Annotated in this window: 20 protein-coding genes and 1 pseudogene; 8 read left to right on the top strand and 13 right to left on the bottom strand. The window is 73.5% G+C overall.

From position 1 onward, the window contains the following. Positions 1-148 precede the first annotated feature (148 nt). From AC2RP6_RS11015 to AC2RP6_RS11025, 3 genes are all read right to left on the bottom strand, one after another. On the bottom strand, positions 149-1,234 hold the full coding sequence (locus tag AC2RP6_RS11015) for an IS630 family transposase (protein ID WP_486446065.1): 1,086 nt from the start codon (positions 1,232-1,234) through the stop codon (positions 149-151). Between the two features lie 101 nt (positions 1,235-1,335). Beyond that, positions 1,336-2,091 carry an alpha/beta fold hydrolase gene (locus AC2RP6_RS11020; RefSeq protein ID WP_486446066.1) on the bottom strand — a complete coding sequence of 252 codons (756 nt, stop codon included), beginning with the start codon at positions 2,089-2,091 and terminating at the stop codon, positions 1,336-1,338. A gap of 233 nt (positions 2,092-2,324) precedes the next feature. Further along, entirely contained in the window at positions 2,325-4,385 is a 2,061-nt protein-coding gene (locus AC2RP6_RS11025) for a phosphocholine-specific phospholipase C (RefSeq protein ID WP_486446067.1), read from the bottom strand. A 355-nt stretch (positions 4,386-4,740) separates the two neighbouring features. Between AC2RP6_RS11025 and AC2RP6_RS11030 the strand changes: the two genes are divergently transcribed. The 5 genes from AC2RP6_RS11030 to AC2RP6_RS11050 all read left to right on the top strand — a co-directional run bounded on the left by AC2RP6_RS11030 (position 4,741) and on the right by AC2RP6_RS11050 (position 10,235). Then, positions 4,741-5,763 (top strand): 3-oxoacyl-ACP synthase III family protein, encoded by a 1,023-nt coding sequence (locus AC2RP6_RS11030; protein ID WP_486446068.1) that lies wholly within the window; start codon positions 4,741-4,743, stop codon positions 5,761-5,763. Positions 5,764-5,768: 5 nt separating this feature from the next. After that, positions 5,769-6,503, top strand: coding sequence for a glycosyltransferase (locus AC2RP6_RS11035; RefSeq protein ID WP_486450292.1), 735 nt, complete (start codon positions 5,769-5,771; stop codon positions 6,501-6,503). Next, the gene (locus AC2RP6_RS11040; RefSeq protein WP_486446069.1) at positions 6,503-7,981 is read left to right on the top strand and encodes a class I adenylate-forming enzyme family protein; all 1,479 of its coding nucleotides are present in this window, start codon (positions 6,503-6,505) and stop codon (positions 7,979-7,981) included. Before AC2RP6_RS11035 ends, AC2RP6_RS11040 begins: the two co-directional genes overlap by 1 nt. Positions 7,982-8,175: 194 nt before the next feature. Next, complete coding sequence (locus tag AC2RP6_RS11045; RefSeq protein WP_486446070.1) at positions 8,176-9,330, top strand: cytochrome P450 family protein; 1,155 nt, start codon at positions 8,176-8,178, stop codon at positions 9,328-9,330. Further along, complete coding sequence (locus AC2RP6_RS11050) at positions 9,327-10,235, top strand: NAD-dependent epimerase/dehydratase family protein (RefSeq protein WP_486446071.1); 909 nt, start codon at positions 9,327-9,329, stop codon at positions 10,233-10,235. The genes AC2RP6_RS11045 and AC2RP6_RS11050 overlap by 4 nt, the downstream gene beginning before the upstream one ends. Here AC2RP6_RS11050 and AC2RP6_RS11055 read toward each other — a convergent pair. Genes AC2RP6_RS11055 through AC2RP6_RS11070 form a run of 4 tightly spaced genes read right to left on the bottom strand, consistent with a single transcriptional unit; the run spans position 10,225 to position 14,045 of the window. Further along, positions 10,225-10,836 carry a GTP-binding protein gene (locus AC2RP6_RS11055; RefSeq protein ID WP_486446072.1) on the bottom strand — a complete coding sequence of 204 codons (612 nt, stop codon included), beginning with the start codon at positions 10,834-10,836 and terminating at the stop codon, positions 10,225-10,227. The genes AC2RP6_RS11050 and AC2RP6_RS11055 overlap by 11 nt on opposite strands. Beyond that, complete coding sequence (locus AC2RP6_RS11060; protein WP_486446073.1) at positions 10,823-11,191, bottom strand: DUF742 domain-containing protein; 369 nt, start codon at positions 11,189-11,191, stop codon at positions 10,823-10,825. The genes AC2RP6_RS11055 and AC2RP6_RS11060 overlap by 14 nt, the downstream gene beginning before the upstream one ends. Next, positions 11,191-11,610 (bottom strand): roadblock/LC7 domain-containing protein, encoded by a 420-nt coding sequence (locus AC2RP6_RS11065; RefSeq protein ID WP_030651655.1) that lies wholly within the window; start codon positions 11,608-11,610, stop codon positions 11,191-11,193. The genes AC2RP6_RS11060 and AC2RP6_RS11065 overlap by 1 nt, the downstream gene beginning before the upstream one ends. Continuing rightward, positions 11,607-14,045: a sensor histidine kinase gene (locus AC2RP6_RS11070; RefSeq protein ID WP_486446074.1), complete on the bottom strand. Its 2,439-nt coding sequence runs from the start codon at positions 14,043-14,045 to the stop codon at positions 11,607-11,609. Before AC2RP6_RS11070 ends, AC2RP6_RS11065 begins: the two co-directional genes overlap by 4 nt. Positions 14,046-14,414: 369 nt before the next feature. On the opposite strand from AC2RP6_RS11070, the gene AC2RP6_RS11075 reads away from it, so the two are divergent. After that, complete coding sequence (locus tag AC2RP6_RS11075) at positions 14,415-14,738, top strand: hypothetical protein (protein WP_486446075.1); 324 nt, start codon at positions 14,415-14,417, stop codon at positions 14,736-14,738. Between the two features lie 115 nt (positions 14,739-14,853). Here the strand turns inward: AC2RP6_RS11075 and msrB are convergent, their stop codons facing one another. The 4 genes and pseudogenes from msrB to AC2RP6_RS11095 all read right to left on the bottom strand — a co-directional run bounded on the left by msrB (position 14,854) and on the right by AC2RP6_RS11095 (position 18,133). Next, positions 14,854-15,267, bottom strand: a complete 414-nt coding sequence (gene msrB, locus AC2RP6_RS11080) for a peptide-methionine (R)-S-oxide reductase MsrB (protein ID WP_486446076.1) — start codon at positions 15,265-15,267, stop codon at positions 14,854-14,856. A 23-nt stretch (positions 15,268-15,290) separates the two neighbouring features. Further along, complete coding sequence (gene murC, locus AC2RP6_RS11085; protein WP_486446077.1) at positions 15,291-16,688, bottom strand: UDP-N-acetylmuramate--L-alanine ligase; 1,398 nt, start codon at positions 16,686-16,688, stop codon at positions 15,291-15,293. Positions 16,689-16,746: 58 nt separating this feature from the next. Next, positions 16,747-17,215 (bottom strand): annotated as a pseudogene (locus tag AC2RP6_RS11090) (indole-3-glycerol phosphate synthase). A gap of 135 nt (positions 17,216-17,350) precedes the next feature. Continuing rightward, complete coding sequence (locus AC2RP6_RS11095; protein ID WP_486446078.1) at positions 17,351-18,133, bottom strand: pyrimidine reductase family protein; 783 nt, start codon at positions 18,131-18,133, stop codon at positions 17,351-17,353. 84 nt (positions 18,134-18,217) lie between these two features. On the opposite strand from AC2RP6_RS11095, the gene zapE reads away from it, so the two are divergent. Further along, on the top strand, positions 18,218-19,273 hold the full coding sequence (gene zapE, locus AC2RP6_RS11100) for a cell division protein ZapE (RefSeq protein ID WP_486450293.1): 1,056 nt from the start codon (positions 18,218-18,220) through the stop codon (positions 19,271-19,273). A gap of 66 nt (positions 19,274-19,339) precedes the next feature. Continuing rightward, positions 19,340-19,765, top strand: coding sequence for an OsmC family protein (locus tag AC2RP6_RS11105; protein ID WP_486446079.1), 426 nt, complete (start codon positions 19,340-19,342; stop codon positions 19,763-19,765). Between the two features lie 57 nt (positions 19,766-19,822). Here the strand turns inward: AC2RP6_RS11105 and AC2RP6_RS11110 are convergent, their stop codons facing one another. After that, a complete protein-coding gene (locus tag AC2RP6_RS11110; RefSeq protein ID WP_486446080.1) occupies positions 19,823-20,908 on the bottom strand; it encodes an amidohydrolase family protein in 1,086 nt (361 codons plus the stop codon). A 40-nt stretch (positions 20,909-20,948) separates the two neighbouring features. Continuing rightward, the gene (locus tag AC2RP6_RS11115; protein WP_486446081.1) at positions 20,949-22,262 is read right to left on the bottom strand and encodes a cytochrome P450 family protein; all 1,314 of its coding nucleotides are present in this window, start codon (positions 22,260-22,262) and stop codon (positions 20,949-20,951) included. Between the last annotated feature and the right edge of the window lie 134 nt (positions 22,263-22,396).

Genomic DNA, 22,396 nt, shown 5'->3' on the forward strand with positions numbered 1-22,396 from the left:
AAGTTGCACCTGGCCCGCGGCGCCCGGCACCGCACCTCGCCGCGTTGTCGGGGCGCCCCAGTACGTCCAGTACTCGGGCGCCCCTCCGCCTTGCGATGCACGGCACCGGACACCGCGGGCCTGACCGGCGCCACTTTGACGACAGGACCTAGTGATCTGGTTCGGAGATGCGTGAGCAGTAGCGGCAGATCCGGTCGAGTATCTGGTCGGCGGTCTTGGTCCACTTGAAGGGCCGGGCGTCGTCGTTCCAGACCTTGATCCAGCCTTCGAGTGCGGTTTTGAGGTCGTCGAGTGAGCAGAACACTCCGCGCTCCAGGCAGCGCCGTTCCAGCTCGGCGAACCACCGCTCGACCTGGTTGATCCACGACGAGTACGTGGGGGTGAAGTGGAGCTGGAACCGGGGGTGCGCCAGAAGCCACCTGTGCACCACCGGCGCCTTGTGGGCGGAGAGACTGTCGCAGATCACGTGGACCGCCAGGCCCTTGTCGGTCTGGCGGTCGATCTCGTCGAGGAAGTCCCGGAAGTCCACTGCCCGGTGCTGCGCGGACAGTTTCGTGATCACTTTGCCCGTCGCGGTGTTCAGGGCGGCGAACAGGTCGACGGCGCCGTGCCGGACGTAGTCGAAACTGCGCCGCTCGGGCACCCCCGGGATCATGGGCAGCACCGGCGCGGTCCGCTGAAGGGCCTGGATCTGCGGTTTCTCGTCCACCGCGAAGACCACCGCGTTCGCCGGCGGAGCGAGATACAGGCCGACGACGTCGCGGATCTTCTCGATCAGGAACGGGTCCGGGGAGATCTTGAAGGTCTCGGTCCGCCACGGCTGGAGGCCGAAGGCATGCCAGATCCGCAGCACACTGGCTGGCGAGATGCCCACGGCCTTGGCCAGTTCCCGCTTGGACCAGTGCGTCCCGCCAGGAGAGGTTTCCTCCAGGGTGCGGACCACCACCTCTTCCACCTGGGCGTCGGTGATGGTCCGCGGGACCCCGGGCCGCGGTTCGTCCGCGAGTCCATCGAGCCGGTCTCGCAGGAACCGGGCCCGCCACTTCGCCACGGTGCCGCGGTTCACTCCCAGCCGGGCGGCCACCGCCAGGTTCGGCCCACCCACCGCGCACGCCAGCACGATCCTCGCCCGCAGAGCCAGACCCTGCGCGGTCGCCCGACGCCTGACCCAGTTGCTCAACACCTGCCGCTCGGCCTCACTGAGGACCAGCGGCTCCAGCCTGCTGTCACCCACAACCCACAGCACACCGAAGCCGGCCAGCGCCCGTCAGCCAAACCCGCGAATTGGTACGCAAAGCGACTCACGTGGTGCCGAATCAACTCACGACCAGATCACTAGGCGCGGAGGAAGGCCTCCACCTCGGTGACGAAGGCCACGGGGGTCTCGTGCGGCGGGTAGTGGCCGGCGCCGGAGATCGTGTGGACGCGGCAGTTCGGGTACCAGGCCTGCCAGGTGGCGCGCATCACGTCGGCGGTGAGCGCGAGGTCGTACTCGCCGACCAGGACGAGCACCGGGACGGTGTTGCCCTTGACGGCGGCGGACAGGTCCAGGGACTGCCAGCTCGCGAGGTAGCCGGCGAAGGCCTCCGGCCGGGAGACCTCCAGGGAGTGGGCCACCATCGCGTCGATCCAGCGGGGGCTCGCCCGGTTGCCGGTGACGAGGTCGAGGATGGCGCGCCGGTTCCCGGGGTTCTCGGCGGCGCCGAAGAAGAGCGCGTGGGTGGCGTCGTCCATCGCGTACGGCGCGGCCGGGACCGGCGCGACGCCGACGATCTTCTCGATCCGGTGCGGGGCGCGGACGAGGACCTGCTGGGCGGCCTTGCCGCCCATGGAGTGGCCGAGCAGGGAGAAGGTGTCCCAGCCGAGCCCGTCGGCGAGTTCGAGGACGTCGTCGGCGATCTCGGGCAGGGTGTGGCGGCCGGTGGCGTCCCGGCGTTCGCCGTAGCCCCGGTAGTCGAGGAAGGCGTACGAGAAGCCTTCGGGGTCGAAGTGGTCCAGCACGGAGCCCCAGTTGGCGGACGTGCCGAACCAGTCGTGCAGCACGATGACGCGGACGGGTCCGGTGCCGATCCGACGGTGGGCGATGGCCATGCGTTCTCCCTCGGTGACGCAGGTGGTGACGACCGACGCCGTACGTCATGCCCATCGCGCCCACCGTCACACCGTGGGTCCGCCCTCGCGCGCGGACCGGCCGGTCATGGAGGACTTGCGTCGGACGCGGTGCGCGGACGCGGACGCGGACGGGGCCCGGCACGCACGCAGCCACCGTCCCGGGGACCTGGCGGTCCTGGAACGGCGGCTGCCGCGCGCGCCGGAGGACCGGATCAGGCGGTCCTGATCGCCGGGTCGGAGACGCCCGGGGCACCGGTCTCCACGTGCCCGGCGAAGCGTCGCAGGAAGGTGGTGTCGAGGTCGGAGACGACCTTGACGTCGTACCAGCGGCCCGTGGCCGACAGGTTCACCGTGTGGGTGACGGTGGCGCCGGCCAGGACCCGGAAGGTCTGGGCCGCGCCGCCGTAGGTGTTGGTGACCGTGAGGTTGACCGCGGCCGTGCCGGAGTTGGTCATCGTCAGCGCCAGGTTGCCGGTGGCGCTCACGTGGCGGGCCGTGACCTCCGGCCCGGCCTTCTTCGCGGGGCCCTTCCAGGTGCGCAGGAAGCCGTTGGGACCCCACACCGTCAGGTTGATCTGGTTGCCGGTGGAACCGCTGGTGGACCAGGTGTCCGACAGCGTCCTGCCCGCTTCCACCGTGTAGGGCCACGGGCCGTCCGTGCGGTTGCCCGACGTGCTGTGGAAGTGCGCGCCCAGGGTCGGGCCGGAGGCGAAGGTGAGGGTGAACTTGCCGGTGGAGACGGTGCGGGCGCCGTCCACGTACGGGGCGTAGCCGAGCGCGCGGGTCGGCTTGGATCCGGCCTCCTGCGGGGGCAGGGCTCCCGACGCGGGCGGCGTCGGGTGGTAGGACGGGTGGCGGTCCTTGTCCGGCGGGACGTACGCGGCCGTGGACGGCAGCGCGGCGGGGGCGGTGTCGGCGCGGGTGAAGTCGAAGGCCGAGGTCAGGTCGCCGCAGACGGCCCGGCGCCACGGGGAGATGTTCGGCTCGTGCACCCCGAACCGCTTCTCCATGAAGCGGATCACGGAGGTGTGGTCGAAGGTCTCGGAGCAGACGTAGCCGCCCTTGCTCCACGGGGAGACGACGATCATCGGGACGCGCGGGCCCAGCCCGTACGGTCCGGCCGCGTAACCGCCGCCGCCCGCGTAGAGGTCCCTGGACACGTCGGCGGTGGACAGGCCCCAGGCGGAGGAGGCCGGCGGGTACGGCGGGACCACGTGGTCGAAGAAGCCGTCGTTCTCGTCGTAGGTGATGAACAGGGCGGTCTTCGACCACACCGCCGGGTTCGCCGTCAGAGCGTCCAGGACCTGCGAGATGTACCAGGCGCCGAAGTTCGTCGGCCAGTTGGAGTGCTCGCTGAACGCCTCGGGGGCGGCGATCCAGGAGACCTGGGGGAGGGTGCCGCCCACGACGTCGGCGCGCAGCCGGTCGAAGTAGCCGTCGCCCGCCTTGGCGTTCGTGCCGGTGCGGGCCTTCTCGTACAGGGCGCTGCCCGGCTGGGCGTTGCGGTAGGTGTTGAAGTACAGCAGCGAGTTGTCGCCGTAGTTGCCGCGGAAGGGGTCGTTGATCCAGCCCCAGGAGCCGGCGGCGTTCAGGCCGTCGCCGATGTCCTGGTAGACCTTCCAGGAGATCCCGGCGGACTCCAGGCGCTCGGGGTAGGTCTTCCAGCCGTAGCCGGCCTCCTGGTTGCCGAGGACCGGGCCGCCGCCCACGCCGTCGTTGCCGGTGTGACCGGTCCACAGGTAGTAGCGGTTGGGGTCCGTGGCGCCGATGAAGGAGCAGTGGTAGGCGTCGCACACCGTGAAGGCGTCGGCGAGGGCGTAGTGGAACGGGATGTCGTTCCGCGTCATGTACGACATGGTCGTGGCCGTCTTGGCCGGGACCCACTTGTCGTACTTGCCGTTGTTGTAGGCCTGGTGGCCGCCGGCCCAGTCGTGGTCGAGGCCCTCCAGGAACTGCATGCCGAGGTCCGCGATCTGCGGGTGGAAGGGCAGGATGTCCTTGGTGCCGTCGGACTGGTGGAAGACCGTCTTGCCGTTGTCCTGGAGCACCGGCCGCGGGTCGCCGAAGCCCCGGACTCCCTTCATCGCGCCGAAGTAGTGGTCGAAGGACCGGTTCTCCTGCATCAGGACGACGATGTGCTCGATGTCCTGGATGGTGCCGGTGGTGCCCTGCGCCGAGATGGCGGCGGCCCGCGCGATGCTGTCGTTCAGCATCGCGACGGCGGCCGTGCCGCCGGCTATCTGCAGGAACCTGCGACGGTTGAGTTCTGCCATGGGGTGACGACCTCTGGGGGTGAGGGGGGAGTCGAGGGGCGCCCCAAGGACAGCGGTCCCGGGGTACCGGACGGGGATGCCTTCGTGACACCGCGCCGTACACCTGGAGAACGGACGGCGCTGCGGTTGTGGTACGGCGCCGACGCGCCCTGCGGCCATCCGCCGTCGTGCCCTGCGGCCGGCCGTCGTCGCGTCGCCGGAAGGGTACGGCGGCCCCCTCGACCACACCGGGCGGCGTGAACGGGCCACATGGCCGGAACGCCGCGTTCCTACTCACCCGGGCCGTGCACGGCACCCCGGCCGGTTGAGCATCCGTACTCAGGCCGGGCGCATCCGCCCTTGCCATCGTGGGGGCATGTTCATCGAGCCGTGTGACCCGCCGCGCAGCGCCGGGCCGACCGCCGTCGCCAGCTTCCTGCCCGACGAGGTGCTGTCCTCGCGGGCCCTCCAGGAGGAGGTGGCGCGCCGCAGTGGCCTGGCGCTGCCGCCGCGGCTGTTGAGGCAGGCCACCGGGATCGTCTCCCGCCGGGTGGCCGGCGAGGGCGTGTACGCCTCCACGCTCGCCGTGGGCGCCGCCCGCCGGGCCCTGGACTCCGCCTCGCTCTCCCCCCTCGACATCGACCTCCTGCTCTTCGCCTCCGCCTCCCGTGACATGGTCGAGCCGGCGACCGCGCACATCGTGCAGGCGGAGCTGGGCTCGCGGGCCCACGCCCTGGACGTCACCAACGCCTGCAACAGCTTCGTGAACGGCATCGACCTCGCCCGGTCGATGATCCTCGCCGGGCGGGCCCGGCGGGCCCTGGTGGTGACCGGGGAGACCCCGAGCCGGGCGGTGCGCAAGGACCCGTCCGGACCGGCGGAGCTGCGCGACGCCTTCGCCGGCTACACCTTCGGCGACGCCGGTGCGGCCGTCGTGGTGGAGGCCGTGGAGCGCGGCGGCATCCTCGACGTGGACAGCGAGACCCACTCGGAACACTGGGAGGTCGGGGGCATACCCGGCGGCGGTTCGCGGCACCCGCGCGGGGACGCGTACACCTACTTCCGCGGCGACGGGCACGAACTGCGCGGCGTCTTCGAGAAGGTGGGCACCGCCGTCATCGACCGGACGCTGCACCGTACGGGGATGTCGTGGGACGGGTTCGCGAAGGTGCTGGTGCACCAGGTGACGGTCCCCTACCTGGAGCGGTTCGCCGAACTGACCGGCGTGCCCGCCGACAAGCTGGTGGTGACCGTGCCGGAGCTGGGCAACGTCGCGAGCGCGAGCATCGGGGTGCAGCTGGACCGGGTGTTCCCCGAACTGGCGCCGGGGGAACGGGTGCTGTTCGTCGGCCTGGGCGGCGGCATCAGCATCATGACGATGGTCTGGGAGAAGTCGTGAACCGCATGTGGGTCGTGGTGCCCGCCCACGACGAGGAGGCCCGGCTCGCGGACACCCTGCGGGCGCTCGCCGCGCAGCACGACCGGGACTTCACCCTCCTCGTCGTCGACAACGCCTCCGCGGACGGCACGGGCGCCGTCGCCCGGGACTTCGCGGCCGCCGCCCCCTTCCCGGTGGAGGTGATCGAGGAACCGGAGAAGGGCGTCGGCTCCGCCGTGGACACCGGTTTCCGGTACGCGATCGGCCGGGGCGCGGCACTCCTGGCCCGCACCGACGCCGACTGCCTGCCGCGGCCCGGCTGGACGGCGGCCGCGCGCGGCGCGCTCACCCGCCGCCCCGGCCTCGTGTGCGGGCGGATCACGGCCCGGCGCGACGAGCACGGCCCGCTCGGTCGGGCCGGCTTCGGGGCGCTGGTGGCGCTCGCGGCACTGTTCGGCCGGCTGCGGCCGCGGCACGCCCGCCGCCACGGCTACCGGGCGCCGTACCGCATGCACGCGGGGAACAACATGGCGATCACCGCCGAGCTGTACCTGGCCGTGGGCGGCATGCCCCGACGGCCGTCGCCGACCGACCGGCTGTTCCTCAACGCCGTGCGCCGGCACACCGACCGGATCGTCCACTGCCGGGACATGGTCGTGGAGAACTCGACGCGGCGCCTGCGGGCCTACGGGATCGCCGGCACCGCCCGCTGGTACCTGGACCAGGGCAGCGGACCGCACGGAACGGACGACCCCCGCTGATGCTGGACCGACTCGACCACGCGCTGCGCAGCCGCCCCGAGCGGCCCGCCGTCCTCACCGCCACCCGCGGCGGCGCACCCCGGGTGCGGGCCACCCGCGGCGAACTCGCCGAACTGGCCGACGCGTTCACCGCCGCCCTGCACGCCCGCGGGCTGCGTGCCGGGGACACCGTCGGGGTCGCCGTGCGCCCCGGGCCGCGGGCCCTCGCCGTCCTGCTCGCGCTGTGGCGACTCGGGCTGCGCGGCGCCGTACTGGATCCGGGCGCCGGGCCCGACGTCCTGCGGGCCCGCCTCGCGCTGGCCCGGCCCGCGCTGGTACTGGCCGACGCGGCCGCGCAGGCGGTGGCGGGGTGGGCCCGGCCGCTGGCCCGCCGGGCCGGTCTCGCGCTGCCCGACCTCGCCGGCCTCGGGCCGGTCGCCACGGTCGGGCCCCGACTGCCGGGGTGCGCGCCCGCGCTGGACCTGGAGGCTCCCCGGTCGGGCGTGCCCGCGCAGGCCGCCGTGGACGGCGACGCCGACGCCGTGATCGTGTTCACCTCCGGGACCACCTCCCGGCCGCGGGCCGTGGTGCACACCCGGGCCAGCCTGTCGGCCGGCATGGCGACGGTCTCGTCCCTCTTCGACGCCCGCGGGGACGAGCCCGTGCTCGGCGGCACCTTCTTCGTCCTCGTCCCCGCACTGACCCGTGGCGCCCCCGTGGCCCTGCCCGCCACCAGCACCCGACTGCTGGGCCGGCAGCTGGCGGGTCTGCGGCCCTGCGACACCTACCTGACTCCGCCCCGGCTGCGGGACGCCCTGGGCGCGGGCGCCCGGTTCCACGGCCGTGTGTGGACGGGCTCCGCCCCGGCCGGCGCCGGCCTGCTGGAACGCGTACGGGCCGCCGGGGCGGACGAGGCCTGGGGCGTGTACGCGCTCACCGAACTGTTCCCGGCGGCCGCCGTCGAGTCCCGGGAGAAGTCCGCCCACGACGGCGCCGGGGACCTGGTCGGGACCCCGCTGCCCGGCGTACGGACCGGCCTGGACGACAGCGGACAGCTGCTGCTGGCCGGGCCGGCGGCCCGCCGCCGCTACCTCGGTGAGGAGCCCGATCCGTGGGTGCGTACGGGCGACCGGGCGCGGCTGGACGCCACGGGCCGGATCGTCCTGGAGGGCCGGTGCAAGGACATGGTGCTGCGCCGCGCGGAGAACATCTACCCGGGCCTGTACGAGCCCGCCCTGCACGTCCCGGGGGTGGAACTCGCCGTGCTCGTCGGGATCCCGGCGGGAGACGGCGACGAACGCCTCGTCGCCGTCGTGCAGCCGCAGCGCGGCGCGGACGAACCGGCCCTGCGCGCGGCCCTGTCGGAGCCGGTCGCCCGGATGGGCACCGCCCGCCCGGACGAGCTGCTCCTGGCCCGGATCCCGCTGTCGGGACGCTCGCGCAAACCGGACCGGGCGGCGACGGCCGCCCTCGCGGCCCGGCGCCTGGGCGCGAAGTGACGCCCGTACACCGGGTCGTGCACCCCCGGCCCGGTGCGCCCGCCGGAGCCGCCGTGCCGGCGGCCGTCCCCGCCGGACCGCAGGAGCGGCGCCGACCCCGACCGGTGCCGAGCCCGCGAAGCACACGCCCCCCGGACCCCGCCCCGCTCCGCACGCCCCTCCCCCGCACCCGTCCCACGGAGGTACCGCACCCCATGGCCGCACCGGCACCGATGAGGCCCACGTCCCACGCCCGCGCGCGTCGCCGCGACCGGCGGGTCTACCTGGGCGGCCACCCCGTCCTGTTCGGGCTGCTCGCCGCCACCCGCGGCCGGCCCGTGCGCCGGATCGGCGGCGCCCTGCTGGTGCACGGGGCGGACGCCTACCGGGAGGCGCTGACCCGGCTGCCGCTCGACCGGACCGCCGGGGGCACCACGGGCGCCGCCGCGCGCTCCGCGCTGGCGGGCGAGGGCGGTGTGCTCTTCGACCAGGAGGGCGGCGAGCACCGGGCGGACCGGCGGGACCTCGCGGGCGGCCTCGGCGCAGCCGGCGTTGAGGAGCTGCGGGCGCGGTGGCAGCCCCTGCTCGCAGGCCGTCTCGCGCCGCTCTCCGAGGGCGCGGAGGTGGACCTCGTCGAGCTGGCCCGCGAACTGTCCGGAACGGTGGTGTGCGCGCTGCTGGGCTCCGGCGCCGACCCGCACGAGGTCGCGCGGGCCGCCTCCGACGCCGCGGCGGCCTCCGTGCGCAGCCACCTGCCCGGGCCGCGCCGCCCCGGCGCCGGGGCCGCCGCGGCCCGGGCCGCCCGCCGGCTGCGGGACCTGCTGGACCGTGACCCGGCGCCGTCGGCGGGGCGCGGACACGGCCCGGACCCCGCCGACGGCGCGCTGGCCGCGATGGTGGCGGTGGCCGCGGTGAACACCACCGTGGCCGCACTGCCGCGGGCCGTGGCCTGGTGCGCCGACGCCGGGCTGTGGGAGCAGGCCGGCGACGAGGCGCTGCGCGCGGCCCTGGTGGCCGAGCTGCTGCGGGTCACGGCGGCCTCGCCGCTGCTGCCGCGCGCGGCCGCGGCGGACGGTACGGTCGGCGGCTGCCCGGTGCGCGGCGGTGACCGGCTGCTGCTGGTCGCACGGCACGCGGCGGAGGCGCACCGGCGCGACCCGGACGCCCGCCGCCCGGCCGAACCGGCCCTGTCCCGGCTGGTGTTCGGAGCGGGGGCGCACGCGTGCCCGGGGGCCCGGCTGGCGTCCGTCCAGCTGGCCGACGTACTGGCGGCGCTGGCCCCGTACCGGCCGGTGGTGACCCGGGCCCGGGTGGACCGGGGTGCGGCCCTGCCGGGCTGGCGGACGCTGCGCGTACGGGCGGCGTCGTGATCGCGGTCACGGGTGCGAGCGGCTTCTGCGGCGGGCACGTGGCGCGTGCGGCGGCCGCGGGCGGGGCGGAGGTGGTGTGCGTGGGCCGCCGGCCCGGCCCGCTGGGTGAGCACCGCTTCTGGGACGCCGCCCAGGGTGATCCGGACCTCACCGGGGTGGAGCTGGTGGTGCACTGCGCGGCGGCGGTCGGCGACCCCTCCCCCGGCTCCGCGGCGGAGGCGCTGATGCACGAGGTCAACGTGACCGGCACCGAACGCCTGCTGCGGGCCGCGGCGGGCCGGCCGGTGGTGTGGGTGAGCAGCGCCAGCGTCTACGACCCGCGGCCGGACCGCTCCCTGGTCGGTGAGGACCATCCGCGCGCGGGGCAGTTGAACGCCTACGGCCGTACGAAGGCGGCCGGCGAGTCCCTGGCCCTGGCCGCCGGGGCGGTGGTGCTGCGCCCGCGGGCGGTGTACGGGCCGGGCGACACCACGCTGCTGCCGCGGCTGCTGTCACGGGTCCGGGCGGGCACCCTGCTGCTGCCGGGTCCGGACGTCCGGTTGAGCCTGACGGCGGTGGAGAACCTGGCGGACGCCTGCCTCGCGGCCACGGCCTGGCCGCCGGGGGCGTACAACGTGGCCGACGGGCAGGCCTACGGGCGGGACGCCGCGGTCCGCGCGGTCCTGGCGGCGCACGGCGTCCGGGCCCGGATCCGGCACCTGCCGCTGCGGGCGGCCCGGGCGGCGGCCCGGGTCGCCGAGGCGCTGGCGGGCGGCGAGCCGGCCCTCAGCCGGTACGCGGTGGACCAGCTGGCGCACCCCGTGGTCCTGGACCTGACGCGGGCCCGCGCCCGGGGCTGGGTCCCGCGCCGGACCCTGGCGGACCACCTGGCGGACGTCGTGGCGGCCGGGACGGTCAGCCGCTGACGGCCGCCGGGGCCTGCCGCGCCTTGTCGATCAGGACGTCGAGCAGCGCGAGCAGGGACGCGCGGACGTCGGTGCGCGAGCGGGCGTCGAGCATGAGGACGGGCGTGTCCGGATCCCGCAGGTGCAGGGCGGCCCCGATCTCCTCGGCGGTGTACGGCTGTTCGCCGTGGAAGCAGTTCGCGCCGACGACGAAGGGCAGGCCTCGGCTCTCGAAGAAGTCGACGGCCGGGAAGCTGCGGTCGAGGCGCCGGGTGTCGACCAGCACGATCGCCCCGAGGGCGCCGCCCAGGAGGTCGTCCCACATGAACCAGAAGCGTTCCTGGCCCGGGGTTCCGAACAGGTAGAGGACGATGCCGGCGTCGGTGAGGGTGATCCGGCCGAAGTCCATCGCCACGGTGGTGAGGTTCTTGGACTCGATGCCTTCGAGGTCGTCGACGCCGACGCCCGCGGCGGTCAGCCGCTCCTCCGTCCGCAGCGGTTCGATCTCGGAGATCGTCTCGACCAGGGTGGTCTTGCCGACTCCGAATCCGCCGGCGATGAGGATCTTGACCGGGGCCGGTTCCCCCGGGGCGGGCTGGGCGGGCGTGTCATATCCGGGCAAGGCTGTCCCTGATTCTCATGAGCAGGTTGACGTCGGTGGTGTCGGATGCCGCCAGGGGCGGCCGATGGGTGATCAGCCCGCGGTCGGCCAGTTCCCCGAGGAGCAGCGTCATCGGGGTGAGGCGGATGTTCATCCTTGCCGCGATCTCCGCGACCGCGCGCCCGCCCGGCGGCGCGCACAGGTCGAGGATCTCCTGCCACTCGGTGGGCAGTCCCCCGTGCGCGTCGTCGGCGTCCGCCGCCGTGATGGTGGTGTCCATGGTCAGGACGGTGTGCGCAGCGGCCGTACGGCCGTCGGTGAGGGCGTACAGCCGCGTACGGCGGCGGTTTGCGGGCTGCGGCTCGTCCTGCGGCATTACGGGTTCGGCACCTGGCCGCGCTCGGGGGTGCCCAGCCACTCGCCGAGGGCCTGCGCGGTGCGGACGGCCTCGCCGCCCAGTTCGCCCAGGCGGGCCTTGCGGGAGGTCACCACGATGAGCGTGCTGCCCTCGCCGCACCCGACGATGCAGAGGTACCGGTCGTCCATCTCGACGAGCTGGCGGATGACGCGGCCGCCGTCGATCTCCCGGGATATCGCCTTCATCGTGGAGGCGATGCCGGAGGCGGCGGCGGCCATGCGCTCGGCCTGGGGCTGGTCCAGGAGGTAGGCGCTGAGCCGAATGCCGTCGTTGGACAGGAGCACGGCTCCCTGGATGCCGGCGATCCTGCTCAGGTTGTTGTCGAGGACGCTGTAGATCGCGTCGTTGGATGCCGCGGTGTTCGATGAGGTGGTCATGACTGATCCCGTCGGAGCTCTTCTTCCACTGTCTGGGTCCCCTGTTCGTAGTCCGCCCAGGCGTCGGCGACCTCTTCGGGTGTCGCGGTGTCCTGGGGGACCTGTGCGGCCGGCGCGTGGGGCGCGCGCAGCTGGTCGGCGAGGTGGGTCTGCGGGACGCGCTCGGGGAGGGCGGGCCGCGCGGGGGCGGCCGCGGCCGATCGGGCCGCGGGTACGGCGGCGGGCGCGGGCCGGGCCGTCTTCGCGCGCCGGCTGGGCAGTCCGGCGCTCGTGAGCGCCTCCGGCCCGGGTTCGCGGCTCTCCGCGGGGACCGGCCCGCCGGGGTCCGACGGGGCCTGCGCGTCCGGCGAGACCGGCGCGGCATGCGCGACCGGTGCGTCCGCGGCGGACGCCGGAGCGGCGTCGGGCCCGGCGGCCGCGGTCGTGTCCGGGACCGCCGCCGCGGCCGCTGACGCGGTCATGGGCGGCGCCGCGGGTTCGGGGCGGGCGGGTTCGCGCGGTGGCTCCCCCTCGGTCGGCAGCAGCAGTCCGCCCGGGAGGACCACCACCGCGCAGGTCCCCCCGTACACCGAACGGCGCAGGGTGACCGTGGCCCCCAGCTGGTCGGCGAGGTGGCCGACGACGAAGAGGCCGAGCCGGTGCGCGTTCTGCGCCAGGACGGAGTAGGGGGGTGCCTGGTGCAGGCGCCCGTTCATCTCCTCGTACCGCTCGGGGCTCACCCGCGGCCCGCGGTCCTCGATCTCGACCGTCAGGCCGTCCGCTACGAGTTCGGCGCGGATGACGACCTTGGACCGGGGCGGGGAGAACCGGGTGGCGTTGTCCAGCAGCTCGGCCAGCAGGTGGCTGATCCGGCTGATGGCGCTCGGCTCCACGCTGGTCTCGTCCAGGGCCTGCCGCTCGATGCGCCGGAAGTCCTCGACCTCCGCGGCGGCTTCGCGCAGCAGGTCGGCGACGCGCATGGGCTCGGTGTGCGGGTCGGGGACCTCGCCTCCCGCCAGGATGAGGAGGTTCTCGATCTGCCGCCGCATGCCGACCGTCAGCTGGTCGGAGCGCATCAACTGGGCGAGCAGCGCCTCGTCGTGGCCGAAGGCGTCCTGGATGTCCTCGGTGAGGCTCAGCTGGCGGCTGACGAGGTTCCCGGTGCGCGAGGCGATGCCCGAGGCGAACAGGCCGAACCCGTGCCGCTCGGCGGCCAGCTGACGGTGTCCGTCGACCGACACGGCGACGGCCCGGGCGAACGCGTCGCTGATGCGTCCGACCTCGTCGCGGTCTCCGCCGACGGCCGGCAGGGCCCCGGGGTCCACGGTCTGGCCGCGCTGGAGCCGGGCGACGACGTCGGGGAGGGTCTCCTCGGCCACGGTCACGGTGCGCTCGTGCAGTTCGCGCAGGCGGCGCAGGACCGACCGGGTGGTGAAGACGACCACGACCACGACGGCCAGCAGCCCGCCGCCGCTGCCGGCGATCAGCCAGGCGACCTCGGTCTGCAGCTCCGTGGCCTTGGCCTCGCCGCGGGTCAGCACCGAGCGCGCCAGGTCGATGTTGAGCGTGGTCATCTGCACGGAGAAATTGGCGTGGGCGGACTTCCAGCCGCCGACCTCGGCGGGCACCTTGATGCCCGAGACGGTGTCCTTGTGCCCGGAGAGGACCGCGTTCTCGATACGTGTCTTGGTCTGCCAGTCCGCGGAGCCGACGACCCGCTCGTAGAACCGCTCGTCGCCGTCCGCGAGGTGGGGCACGATCAGCGCCTCGTGCAGGTAGCGCTGGGCTCCCAGGGAGCTGACGAACTGGTCGTAACCGACGAAGGTCAGTTCTCCGGACGGTCCGGCGAGCGCCAGGACGGTGTCCTCGCGCGCGACCATCTCGGTGGCCTGGAGCATCGACACCACGGGGCGGCTCGCCTGGGCCAGTTCGGCGTCCTCGGCGTGGCTGAACTCCTGCTGGTAGACCTGGATGACCTTGCCGATCACCTCGGAGTAGTAGGCGAGCGTGCTCTCGGCGGCGCCGCTGCGGGTGTCCGCGCGCTGGCGGTGGACGGCAAGTTTCTCGAGCTGCCGGGTCACTTCGGTGAAGGACCGCGACGGGTCGTCGGCGAGGCGGCCGAACTCTTCCGCGGCCGAGTCCGTCGCGGCGCGCCGTACCCGCAGTTCGCCCTCGGCCCCTTCGGTGCCCGCCCATTGGGCCGCGGTCGCGGTCCGCTCCGCCTGCATGTCCACCATGAGCGTGTAGAGCGGTGCGCCGATCCGCTCGGCGGCCTCCACGTCGGCCCGCAGCCGCGCCGACTGCTCCAGCAACCGGTCGGCGGTCACCGTGACTTGCGTGCCCATCGCCACGGTGGGGACCACTGCCAGCCAGATGAGGAGGGTGCGCAGGCGTACGGTGCGCCGGCGACGCGTCGTCGACCGCCCTCGTACGCCTTCGGGTTCTATGGGAGACATCGGTCCTCGGGAGCGGGGGCGACTGGGGACGTCAGGGGTGGCCGAACAGCCTGACCGGGCAGGGCGTTGCTGGGGGGACGGTCACAACCGGTGGGGTGGTGACGGGATGTGAGGGGCCGATCATAACCAGACAGACGGAAGAAACGGATAGGTGTCTTCACACGCCGAACGTGCTATCTCCGTGGGATCGCCCCAGGCCAGAGACCGGATCGGAACCGAACCGCGACGTCCTCGACACCATTGCCGTCCGGTTCCGGCCAGGCCGTCCCTCCGGTCGCAGCGGACAGGGGGCGGGGTGACGATGGAAAGGCGGCCCCGCCCGCGGCGTGCGGTGCGCGGCCTTCCGATTCCTCCCGGTAAGGACGTCTCATGAACCGGCGCACACGGCTCCTCCTCCTCGGTCCCCTCGCGGCCGCCTCGTTCGTCGCCGCCCCCGCCGCCCTCGCGGCGGTCCCGCACACCCCGCCGGCCGCGGTCCCGGCCGCGACGTGTTCGACCTCGGGGGTCCTGGAGAACGGGAAGGTCCACCTGTCGGGTGGCGGCTTCACCCCGGGCCCGGCCTACGTGTACGGGTCGGCGGGCTTCGGCGGGACGGTCGAGATCCCCCAGAACGGCGGCTTCCAGATCATGAACGTGCCGCCGGGCCAGTACAGCGTCCGCCAGGGCGGCGAGATGACCCAGTGCAGCGGCTGAACCCGCGCACCGGCCGGCCGGGAAACGGACGGCGGACCCGGCACGACCGGGCCCTCCCGGCCCGGTGCGGGGCCGGGAGGGCCCGGTCGTGTCGTGTTCCTGCGGCGTTGCGGCGTCAGTCCGCGTCGGCGGCGGGGGTCAGGCGCAGCGAGATGCTGTTGATGCAGTAGCGCTGGTCCGTGGGCGTCGGGTAGCCCTCGCCCTCGAAGACGTGGCCGAGGTGGGATCCGCACCTGGCGCAGCGGACCTCGGTGCGGACCATGCCGTGCGAGGTGTCGGCGAGCAGTTCGACGGCGTCGGTGTCCTTCGGGTCGAAGAAGGACGGCCAGCCGCAGTGCGACTCGAACTTCTCCGAGGAGCGGAACAGCTCGGCCCCACAGCCGCGACAGGAGTAGACGCCCTCCGTCTTGGTGTCGGTGTACTCACCGCGGAAGGCCGGCTCGGTGCCCGCGAGGCGCAGCACCTGGTACTCGGACGGGGTCAGCTCCGCCTGCCACTGCTCGTCCGTCTTCTCGACCTCGTACGACATGACTCTCCCGCTCCCTCGTTCGGTCAGCTCGACAGGCGCGCGAGGATGACCGGACCGAGGTCCGTGACGTCGCCCGCGCCCATGGTGAGAACGAGATCACCGGGCTTGGCCATTCCCGCGATGACGTCGGCGACGGCCGTCTTGTCGTGTTCGGCGGCGACGTCGGCGCCCGCGGCCCGGGCCGCGGTGATGATGATCTCGCTGGTGACGCCGGGGACCGGGTCCTCGCGGGCGGGGTAGATGTCCAGGACCACGGAGGCGTCGGCGAGGGCCAGGGCCTGGCCCATCTCCTTGCCGAGTTCCTGCGTGCGGGAGAACAGGTGCGGCTGGAAGACGACCAGGATCCGGGAGTCGCCGGCGGCGCCGCGGATGGCCTCCAGGTCGGCCGTCATCTCGGTGGGGTGGTGCGCGTAGGAGTCGATGACCTGGACGCCGGCGGCCTCGCCCTTGAGCTGGAGGCGGCGCTTGACGCCGGTGTACTTGCCGAGGGCGGAGGCCAGGTTGTGGGCCGGGATGCCGAGGGCGACGCCCGCGGCGAGGGCCGCGACGGCGTTGTGGGCGTAGTGGCGGCCGGGGACGGACACGGTGAAGGTGAGCATCCGGCCGTCCAGGACCACGGTGACCTCGCTGGTCAGACCGCGCGGGGTGATCTTGGTGATGCGGACGTCGGCGCCGTCCTCCTCGCCGTACGTGACGACGGTGAGGCCCTCGCGGTCCGCGACGCGGCGGGCGATCTCGGCGGCGCCCTCCTGGCCGTGGGCGACGACGAGGGTGCCGCCGGGCACGACCTTGCCGACGAAGGTCTCGAAGGACTCGTAGATCTCCTCCATCGACGCGTAGTTCGCGTGGTGGTCGAGTTCCGCGTTGAGGATGATCGCGACCTGCGGCGCGTACGTGTGGAAGCTGCGGTCGCTCTCGTCGGCCTCGGCGACGAAGATGTCGCCCTCGCCGTGGTGGGCGTTGGAGCCCGGGGCGTCCAGGTCGCCGCCGATGGCGTACGAGGGGTCCAGGCCCAGGGCCGACAGGGAGACCGCCAGCATCGAGGTGGTGGTGGTCTTGCCGTGGGTGCCGGCGACGGCGATCGGGCGCAGACCGTCCATGAGGGCGGCGAGGGCGTCGGAGCGGTGCACGACGGGGATGCCGAGTTCGGCGGCGCGGGCCAGCTCGGGGTTGTCGGCGCGGATGGCGCTGGAGACGACCACGCAGGTGGAGTCTGCGGCGAGGTTGTCCGCGGCGTGGCCGCCGTGGACCGTGACGCCGTGGGCGCGCAGCGCGTCGGCGGTCTCGGAGTCGCCGCGGGCGTCGCTGCCGGCGACCTTGCCGCCGCGCTGGGCCAGGATCTTCGCGATGCCGGACATGCCGGCGCCGCCGATGCCGATGAAGTGGGGCCGTTCCATGGCGGTCGGCAGGCCGGGCTTCATTCAGGTCGCTCCAGGATCGAGTGCGGTGCTTGTGTGCGTCGGGCTCTGGGGGCCAAGCCTATTCGTTGTGGGCGAAGAGCTTGAGCACGGGAACGCCGACCTTGTGGCGCGCGCGGGAGGCCCAGTCCCGGTGGAAGAACTCCTCCACGAAGTGCGGGGAGGTCAGGACGATCACCTCGTCGGCGCCGGTCTCGTCCACCACGGACTGCAGTTTGTCGAGCGGGTGCTTGCCGACGATCTGCCCGACGGCCTTGGCGCCCTTCTGGCGCAGGGCGTTCAGCGAGTGCGCGAGGGCGTGGGCGGCGGGGCCGAGCGCTTCCTCGCCCTCCGGTTCGTCACCCTCACGGATGGCTTCCGGGAAGCTCACCGAGCGCTACGTCGTCGATGGCGCGCAGCAGTCGGTCCTGGTCGCCCCGGGGTTGCATGAGGACGACGAAGGAGACCGGGTCGTCTCCGTGGAGGCTGGTGACGAAGTCCACGTCCACCGTGGTCAGCGGCTGCTCGATCATCAATACGCTCGTGAACACGGACGCCCTCTCCTTCATGGGCCGAGACCGGCCGGCCGGCCCCTGCGGAAACCATCCTGCCCCGCTGTCGCACGGGGCCTGCGCAGGTATATGTGCCCAGCGGACGCAAAGCGGAACGGGAAATTCCGCCCCTTGTCAGATCCGACGGTAGCTCGTGAACAGGAACCCGGCCTCTTCCAGTACGCAGGCGGGCGCGAGCCGGTGCGGAACCGTGACGGAAGGCCCGCCGGCGATGCGCTGGGCACCGCCCGCCGTGAGGGTCGGGGAGATCGTCAGGCACAGCTCGTCCAGCGCGTCGGCGGCCACGAACTGACCCAGCAGCCGGGGCCCGCCCTCGGTGAGCTGGCGGCGCAGCCCCCGGTCGGCGAGTTCCCGTACGGCGCGGGCCGCGTCCACGGCGGTGCCCTCGCCGGCCACCACCACCTCGGCCCCGGCGCGCACCGCCTCGGCGACTCGGTCGGCGGGCGCGGCGGCGCCGGTGACCACCAGGGTCGGCACCAGCGGCGAGGTGAACAGCGGCAGCGAGAAGTCCAGGTCGAGACTGGCGGTGATCACCGCGATGGCGGGAGCGGGTCCCTGCCCGGCGGCCTGGCGGCGGGCCGCGAAGGCGTCCCGGGCGCGGGCCGGGCGGTAGCCCTCCTGGCGAACCGTTTCCGCGCCGACGACCACCACATCGGCCAGGGCCCGCAGGGTGCCGAAGATCCGCATGTCGGTCTCCCCGGAGATGGGCTGGGAGCGGCCGTCGTGCTGGGCCGCGCCGTCCAGGGTGGAGACCATGTTGGCCCGGAGCCAGTGGCCGTCCGCCGCCAGCTCGGGGTACGCGTAGGCGTCCGCGAGCTCGTCGAGCGACCACTCCCGGTCGGCCCCCTCCCGCGTCCGGGAGGGTGTCTGATCGGTCACAGGGAACAGGCGTCGCATCGGTGCAGTGTGCCACGCCCCGTAGAGTTAAGGGCTGTGTCGACATCACTCTCCACCTCCGGTTACACCTCAGGCCGGCCCCCGATAGCCGACGCCGGGCCGCAGGCCCTGTGCGCGCGCGAGCCGCGGGTGCCCGCCGAACGGCTGGTGGCCGAGATGGTGCCGCCGCCGCGGTTCGACTCCGTCCGCTTCGACACCTACAACCTGGACCCGGCCCAGCCGAGCCAGGCCGAGGCCGTCACCGTGCTGAGCGGCTTCGCCGCCGGCCTGGGCGGGGCGCACGCGAGCGGCGCCGGCAAGAAGCGCTGGTTCTCCAAGAAGCCGGCCGCCCCCTCCGGTCCGCGCGGGGTCTACCTCGACGGCGGCTACGGCGTCGGCAAGACCCACCTGCTGGCCTCCCTCTGGCATGCCACCCCTGCCGAGCCCGCGCTCAAGGCCTTCGGCACCTTCGTGGAGCTCACGAACCTGGTCGGCGCGCTTGGCTTCCAGCAGACCGTGCAGACCCTGGGCGGGCACAGGCTGCTGTGCATCGACGAGTTCGAGCTGGACGACCCGGGCGACACCGTACTGGTGTCCTCGCTGCTCAGCCGCCTGGTCGAGCAGGGTGTGGCGCTGGCCGCCACCTCCAACACGCTGCCGGGCAAGCTCGGCGAGGGCCGCTTCGCCGCCGCGGACTTCCTGCGGGAGATCCAGGGGCTGTCGGCGCACTTCCGGCCGCTGCGGATCGACGGCCAGGACTACCGCCACCGCGGCCTTCCGGAGGCTCCGGCGCCGTTCTCCGACGAGCAGGTCACCAAGGCCGCGTACGCGACCGAGGGCGCGAGCCTGGACGACTTCCCCGGCCTGCTGGAGCACCTGGCCCGGGTGCACCCGAGCCGGTACGGCGCGCTGACGGACGGGATCACGGCCGTGTGCCTGACCGACGTCGGCGCGGTGCCGGACCAGTCGACGGCGCTGCGGCTGGTGGTCCTGGCCGACCGCCTGTACGACCGCGAGGTCCCGGTGCTGGCGTCCGGTGTGCCCTTCGACCGGCTGTTCAGTGAGGAGATGCTGAACGGCGGCTATCGGAAGAAGTACTTCCGCGCCATATCGCGGCTCACCGCGCTGGCGCGCGACGCGAAACCCCTGGTGTCCCAGTAGGTTTGGGAAGGCCGGGCCTCCCCCGCGGGAGCCCGGCCGTTTCCCCACCTCTGCGAAGGGATCACCATGGCCACCACGCGTCACGCGCACACCGTCTGGGAAGGCGACCTGCTCAAGGGCAAGGGCGTCGTCACCCTCGACTCCTCGGGCATCGGTTCGTACGACGTCTCCTGGCCCGCCCGCTCCGAGGCCGCGAACGGCAAGACCAGCCCGGAAGAGCTGATCGCCGCCGCCCACTCCAGCTGCTTCTCGATGGCGCTGTCCCACGGCCTCGCGGGCGCGGGCACCCCGCCCACCCGGCTGGAGACCAAGGCCGACGTCACCTTCCAGCCCGGTGAGGGCATCACCGGCATCCACCTCACGGTGGAGGGTGAGGTCCCGGGCCTGGACGACGACGCTTTCGTCGCCGCCGCCGAGGACGCCAAGAAGAACTGCCCGGTGAGCCAGGCCCTCACCGGCACCACGATCACCCTGAGCGCCAAGCTCGCCTGATCACGGGCCGGGGGGTGCGGGCCGCACGGCGCGGCGCGCACCCCCCGGCGTGTTCCGTCAGGCCGTCGCCAGCTGCGGGATCAGACGCATCGCGTTGTCGTGGTAGATCCCCCGCAGCTGTTCCGGGGTGAAGGCCGGGTCCGCCTCCAGGGCGGGCAGCGCCAGGTCCATGACCGTGTCGGCGGGGGCCGCGGGCCAGTCCGTGCCGAAGAGCACGTGGTCGGCCGGCACGTGTTCCAGCAGCGTCGCGGCGGGCGCCATGGGTCCGGCCGTGTCGTAGTAGAAGCGGCTCAGGTGGTCGCGGACGGCGGCGGGATCCACGCTCGGGTCGCAGAATCGGCCCAGGGCCTGCAGGCGCGTGGCGATGTACGGGAGGAAGCCGCCCGCGTGCGGCAGGACCACGGAGATGTCCGGGAAGCGGTCCAGCGTCCTGCGGCTGATCATGTTCACGGCGGCCCTGGTGGTGTCCAGCAGGAAGTCGCACATGAAGTTCGGGATGCCCGGCACCGTGGGCGCGCCGGGCGGGCCGCCCGGGAGGTTGTGCGGGTGGGTGTCCACCACGGCGCGGTGTTCGTTCAGCTCGTGGAAGAGCCGGTCGTAGGCGGGGTCCCCGAGGTAGACGCCCCCGTAGTTGGCGGTGACGTTGACGCCCACGGCGCCCAGCTGCCCGAGGCCGCGGCGCACGGCCCAGGACGAGGCCTCCTGGTCGTCCAGGAAGAGCGGCACGTAGTACGAGAACCGGCCCGGGTGCGAGGTCGCCACCTCGATCATCGACCGCAGCGTGATGGTGACCGCCTCGCGCAGCTGCGCCGACGACCGGTAGCGCGCGGGCAGCATCGGCTTGAGGACGGCGGTGGTGATGCCCGCGTCGTCCATGAACCTGATCGACGCCTCGGTGTCGAGCCGGGACCACGGGGGCAGCTGCTCCGGCCGGACCAGCCCGTGGTGCACCGCCCACTCCCGCCACTCCGGGGCGCAGTAGTGGTGGTGCATGTCGATCTTCGAGTGGACCGTGCCCGCCGGGCCGGCGTCCGCGGCCGGCACGGAGGGACCCCGGGCGATCCGGATGACCTCGCTGGTGCCCACCGCGGCGATGCGCAGTTCGTCCGCCGGGGTTCCCAGGAGCCGCACGGGGGTACTCACGGAATCCGTCATGCCAATCCACCGCCCATCGGGGTCTGGGTCACTTTCCGGAGGCCACGGTGGCCAGGGTCGGCTCGCCCGGGTCGCCGTCGGGCCGCGAGGGCTCCAGGACGACCCGCAGGTGCTCCAGCCCCCGGAAGGCCGGGACCGGGCCCTTGAGCCACGCGCCCCGGGTCTCCTCCAGGTCCACCGGACGCATGTCGGGGAAGTCCCGCAGCAGGCAGGTCAGCGCGATCTCGAGTTCGAGCCGCGCCAGCGGCGCCCCCAGGCAGTAGTGGGTGCCGTGGCCGAAGCCCAGGTGCGTGCCCTGCAGCCCCTCGCGGGTCACGTCCAGCTCGTCGGGGGCGGCGAACCGCTCCGGGTCCCGGTTGGCCGAGGAGATCGCGATCTGCACCAGTGAGCCCTTGGGGATCACCGTGTCCCGGATCCGGGCCTCCTGGGCCGCGTACCGGAAGGTGGAGGTCTCCACGGAGCCCTCGAAGCGCAGCATCTCCTCGACCGCCCCCGGGACGAGCCGCGGGTCCCGGCGGAGCCGCTCCGCCTGGTCGGGGTGGAGCAGCAGGTTGAGGACGGAGTTGCCGATCTGGTAGGCGGTGGTCTTGTGGCCGGCGAAGAACAGCACCCACAGCGACGCGACCAGTTCGGGGTCGTCCAGACGTTCCTCCGCGCGGAGGAGGTCACTGAGGAACGTGTCCGACGGGTGGTCACGGGTGTCGGAGATGAGCCGTTCCAGCCGGTGCTGGAGCCGCTCCTCGGCCGCCTGCAGCTCCGCCCTGCGGCTGGGGTCGAACCGGGAGCGGGTGACGACCGCGAACTGCTCCAGGATCTCGGGGCGGTCCTCCTGCGGGATGCCCATCAGTTCGCACAGGACCGCGACGGGCAGCGGGAACGCGAACGAGGCCATCAGGTCGACCGTCCCGGCCCGGCGGCACTCGGCGAGGATCGTCTCCGCGATCTCGGTGATCCGCGGACGCATCTGCTCCACCCGCCGCGGGGTGAAGGCGCCGCGCAGGATGCGGCGCAGCCGCGTGTGCCGCGGCGGGTCGGAGAAGAGGACGTTGTCGTCGAGGGCGTCGAAGAAGCTGCCGTACACCGCGTGGTAGGTGTCGATGGCGCCGCGCATGTCCTTGCTGAACCGGGGGTCCGACAGGGCGTCGCGGGCGTCGTCGTGGCGGGTGATCAGATAGGTGTCGATCCCGTGGGGAGGGGTCAGCCGGCACACCGGGTCCTGCTCGCGCAGGGCCGCGTACAGGGGGTGGGGGCACTGCCGGTACTCCGGCGCGCCTCTGGAGACGGCCGAGACGATGTCCCGCAGTCCTCCGTCGCCGTTCGGGGCCGTATCCCGCTGCGCCATGTTCCGCACCCTCCGTCGCACTCGCCGCCGTGGCGGTGGCCGTGGCCGTCGCAACGGCCGTCTGCGGACTCACCGGTTCCCCGTGCCGGTGCGCCGCGAAACGGCCCGGCTCCCGTTCGGGTGAGGCGCCGGCC

The organism is Streptomyces sp. WAC03905, from assembly GCF_057371075.1.

Excerpts from the sequence above, each read along its gene's own strand:
- AC2RP6_RS11025 (WP_486446067.1), bottom strand. The coding sequence starts at position 4,385 with ATGGCAGAACTCAACCGTCGCAGGTTCCTGCAGATAGCCGGCGGCACG.
- AC2RP6_RS11070 (WP_486446074.1), bottom strand. The coding sequence starts at position 14,045 with ATGTCTCCCATAGAACCCGAAGGCGTACGAGGGCGGTCGACGACGCGT.
- AC2RP6_RS11020 (WP_486446066.1), bottom strand. The coding sequence starts at position 2,091 with ATGGCCATCGCCCACCGTCGGATCGGCACCGGACCCGTCCGCGTCATC.
- AC2RP6_RS11115 (WP_486446081.1), bottom strand. The coding sequence starts at position 22,262 with ATGGCGCAGCGGGATACGGCCCCGAACGGCGACGGAGGACTGCGGGAC.
- AC2RP6_RS11105 (WP_486446079.1), top strand. The coding sequence starts at position 19,340 with ATGGCCACCACGCGTCACGCGCACACCGTCTGGGAAGGCGACCTGCTC.
- AC2RP6_RS11060 (WP_486446073.1), bottom strand. The coding sequence starts at position 11,191 with ATGCCGCAGGACGAGCCGCAGCCCGCAAACCGCCGCCGTACGCGGCTG.
- murC (WP_486446077.1), bottom strand. The coding sequence starts at position 16,688 with ATGAAGCCCGGCCTGCCGACCGCCATGGAACGGCCCCACTTCATCGGC.
- AC2RP6_RS11040 (WP_486446069.1), top strand. The coding sequence starts at position 6,503 with ATGCTGGACCGACTCGACCACGCGCTGCGCAGCCGCCCCGAGCGGCCC.
- AC2RP6_RS11030 (WP_486446068.1), top strand. The coding sequence starts at position 4,741 with ATGTTCATCGAGCCGTGTGACCCGCCGCGCAGCGCCGGGCCGACCGCC.
- AC2RP6_RS11045 (WP_486446070.1), top strand. The coding sequence starts at position 8,176 with ATGGCCGCACCGGCACCGATGAGGCCCACGTCCCACGCCCGCGCGCGT.
- AC2RP6_RS11065 (WP_030651655.1), bottom strand. The coding sequence starts at position 11,610 with ATGACCACCTCATCGAACACCGCGGCATCCAACGACGCGATCTACAGC.
- msrB (WP_486446076.1), bottom strand. The coding sequence starts at position 15,267 with ATGTCGTACGAGGTCGAGAAGACGGACGAGCAGTGGCAGGCGGAGCTG.
- AC2RP6_RS11095 (WP_486446078.1), bottom strand. The coding sequence starts at position 18,133 with ATGCGACGCCTGTTCCCTGTGACCGATCAGACACCCTCCCGGACGCGG.
- AC2RP6_RS11035 (WP_486450292.1), top strand. The coding sequence starts at position 5,769 with ATGTGGGTCGTGGTGCCCGCCCACGACGAGGAGGCCCGGCTCGCGGAC.
- AC2RP6_RS11075 (WP_486446075.1), top strand. The coding sequence starts at position 14,415 with ATGAACCGGCGCACACGGCTCCTCCTCCTCGGTCCCCTCGCGGCCGCC.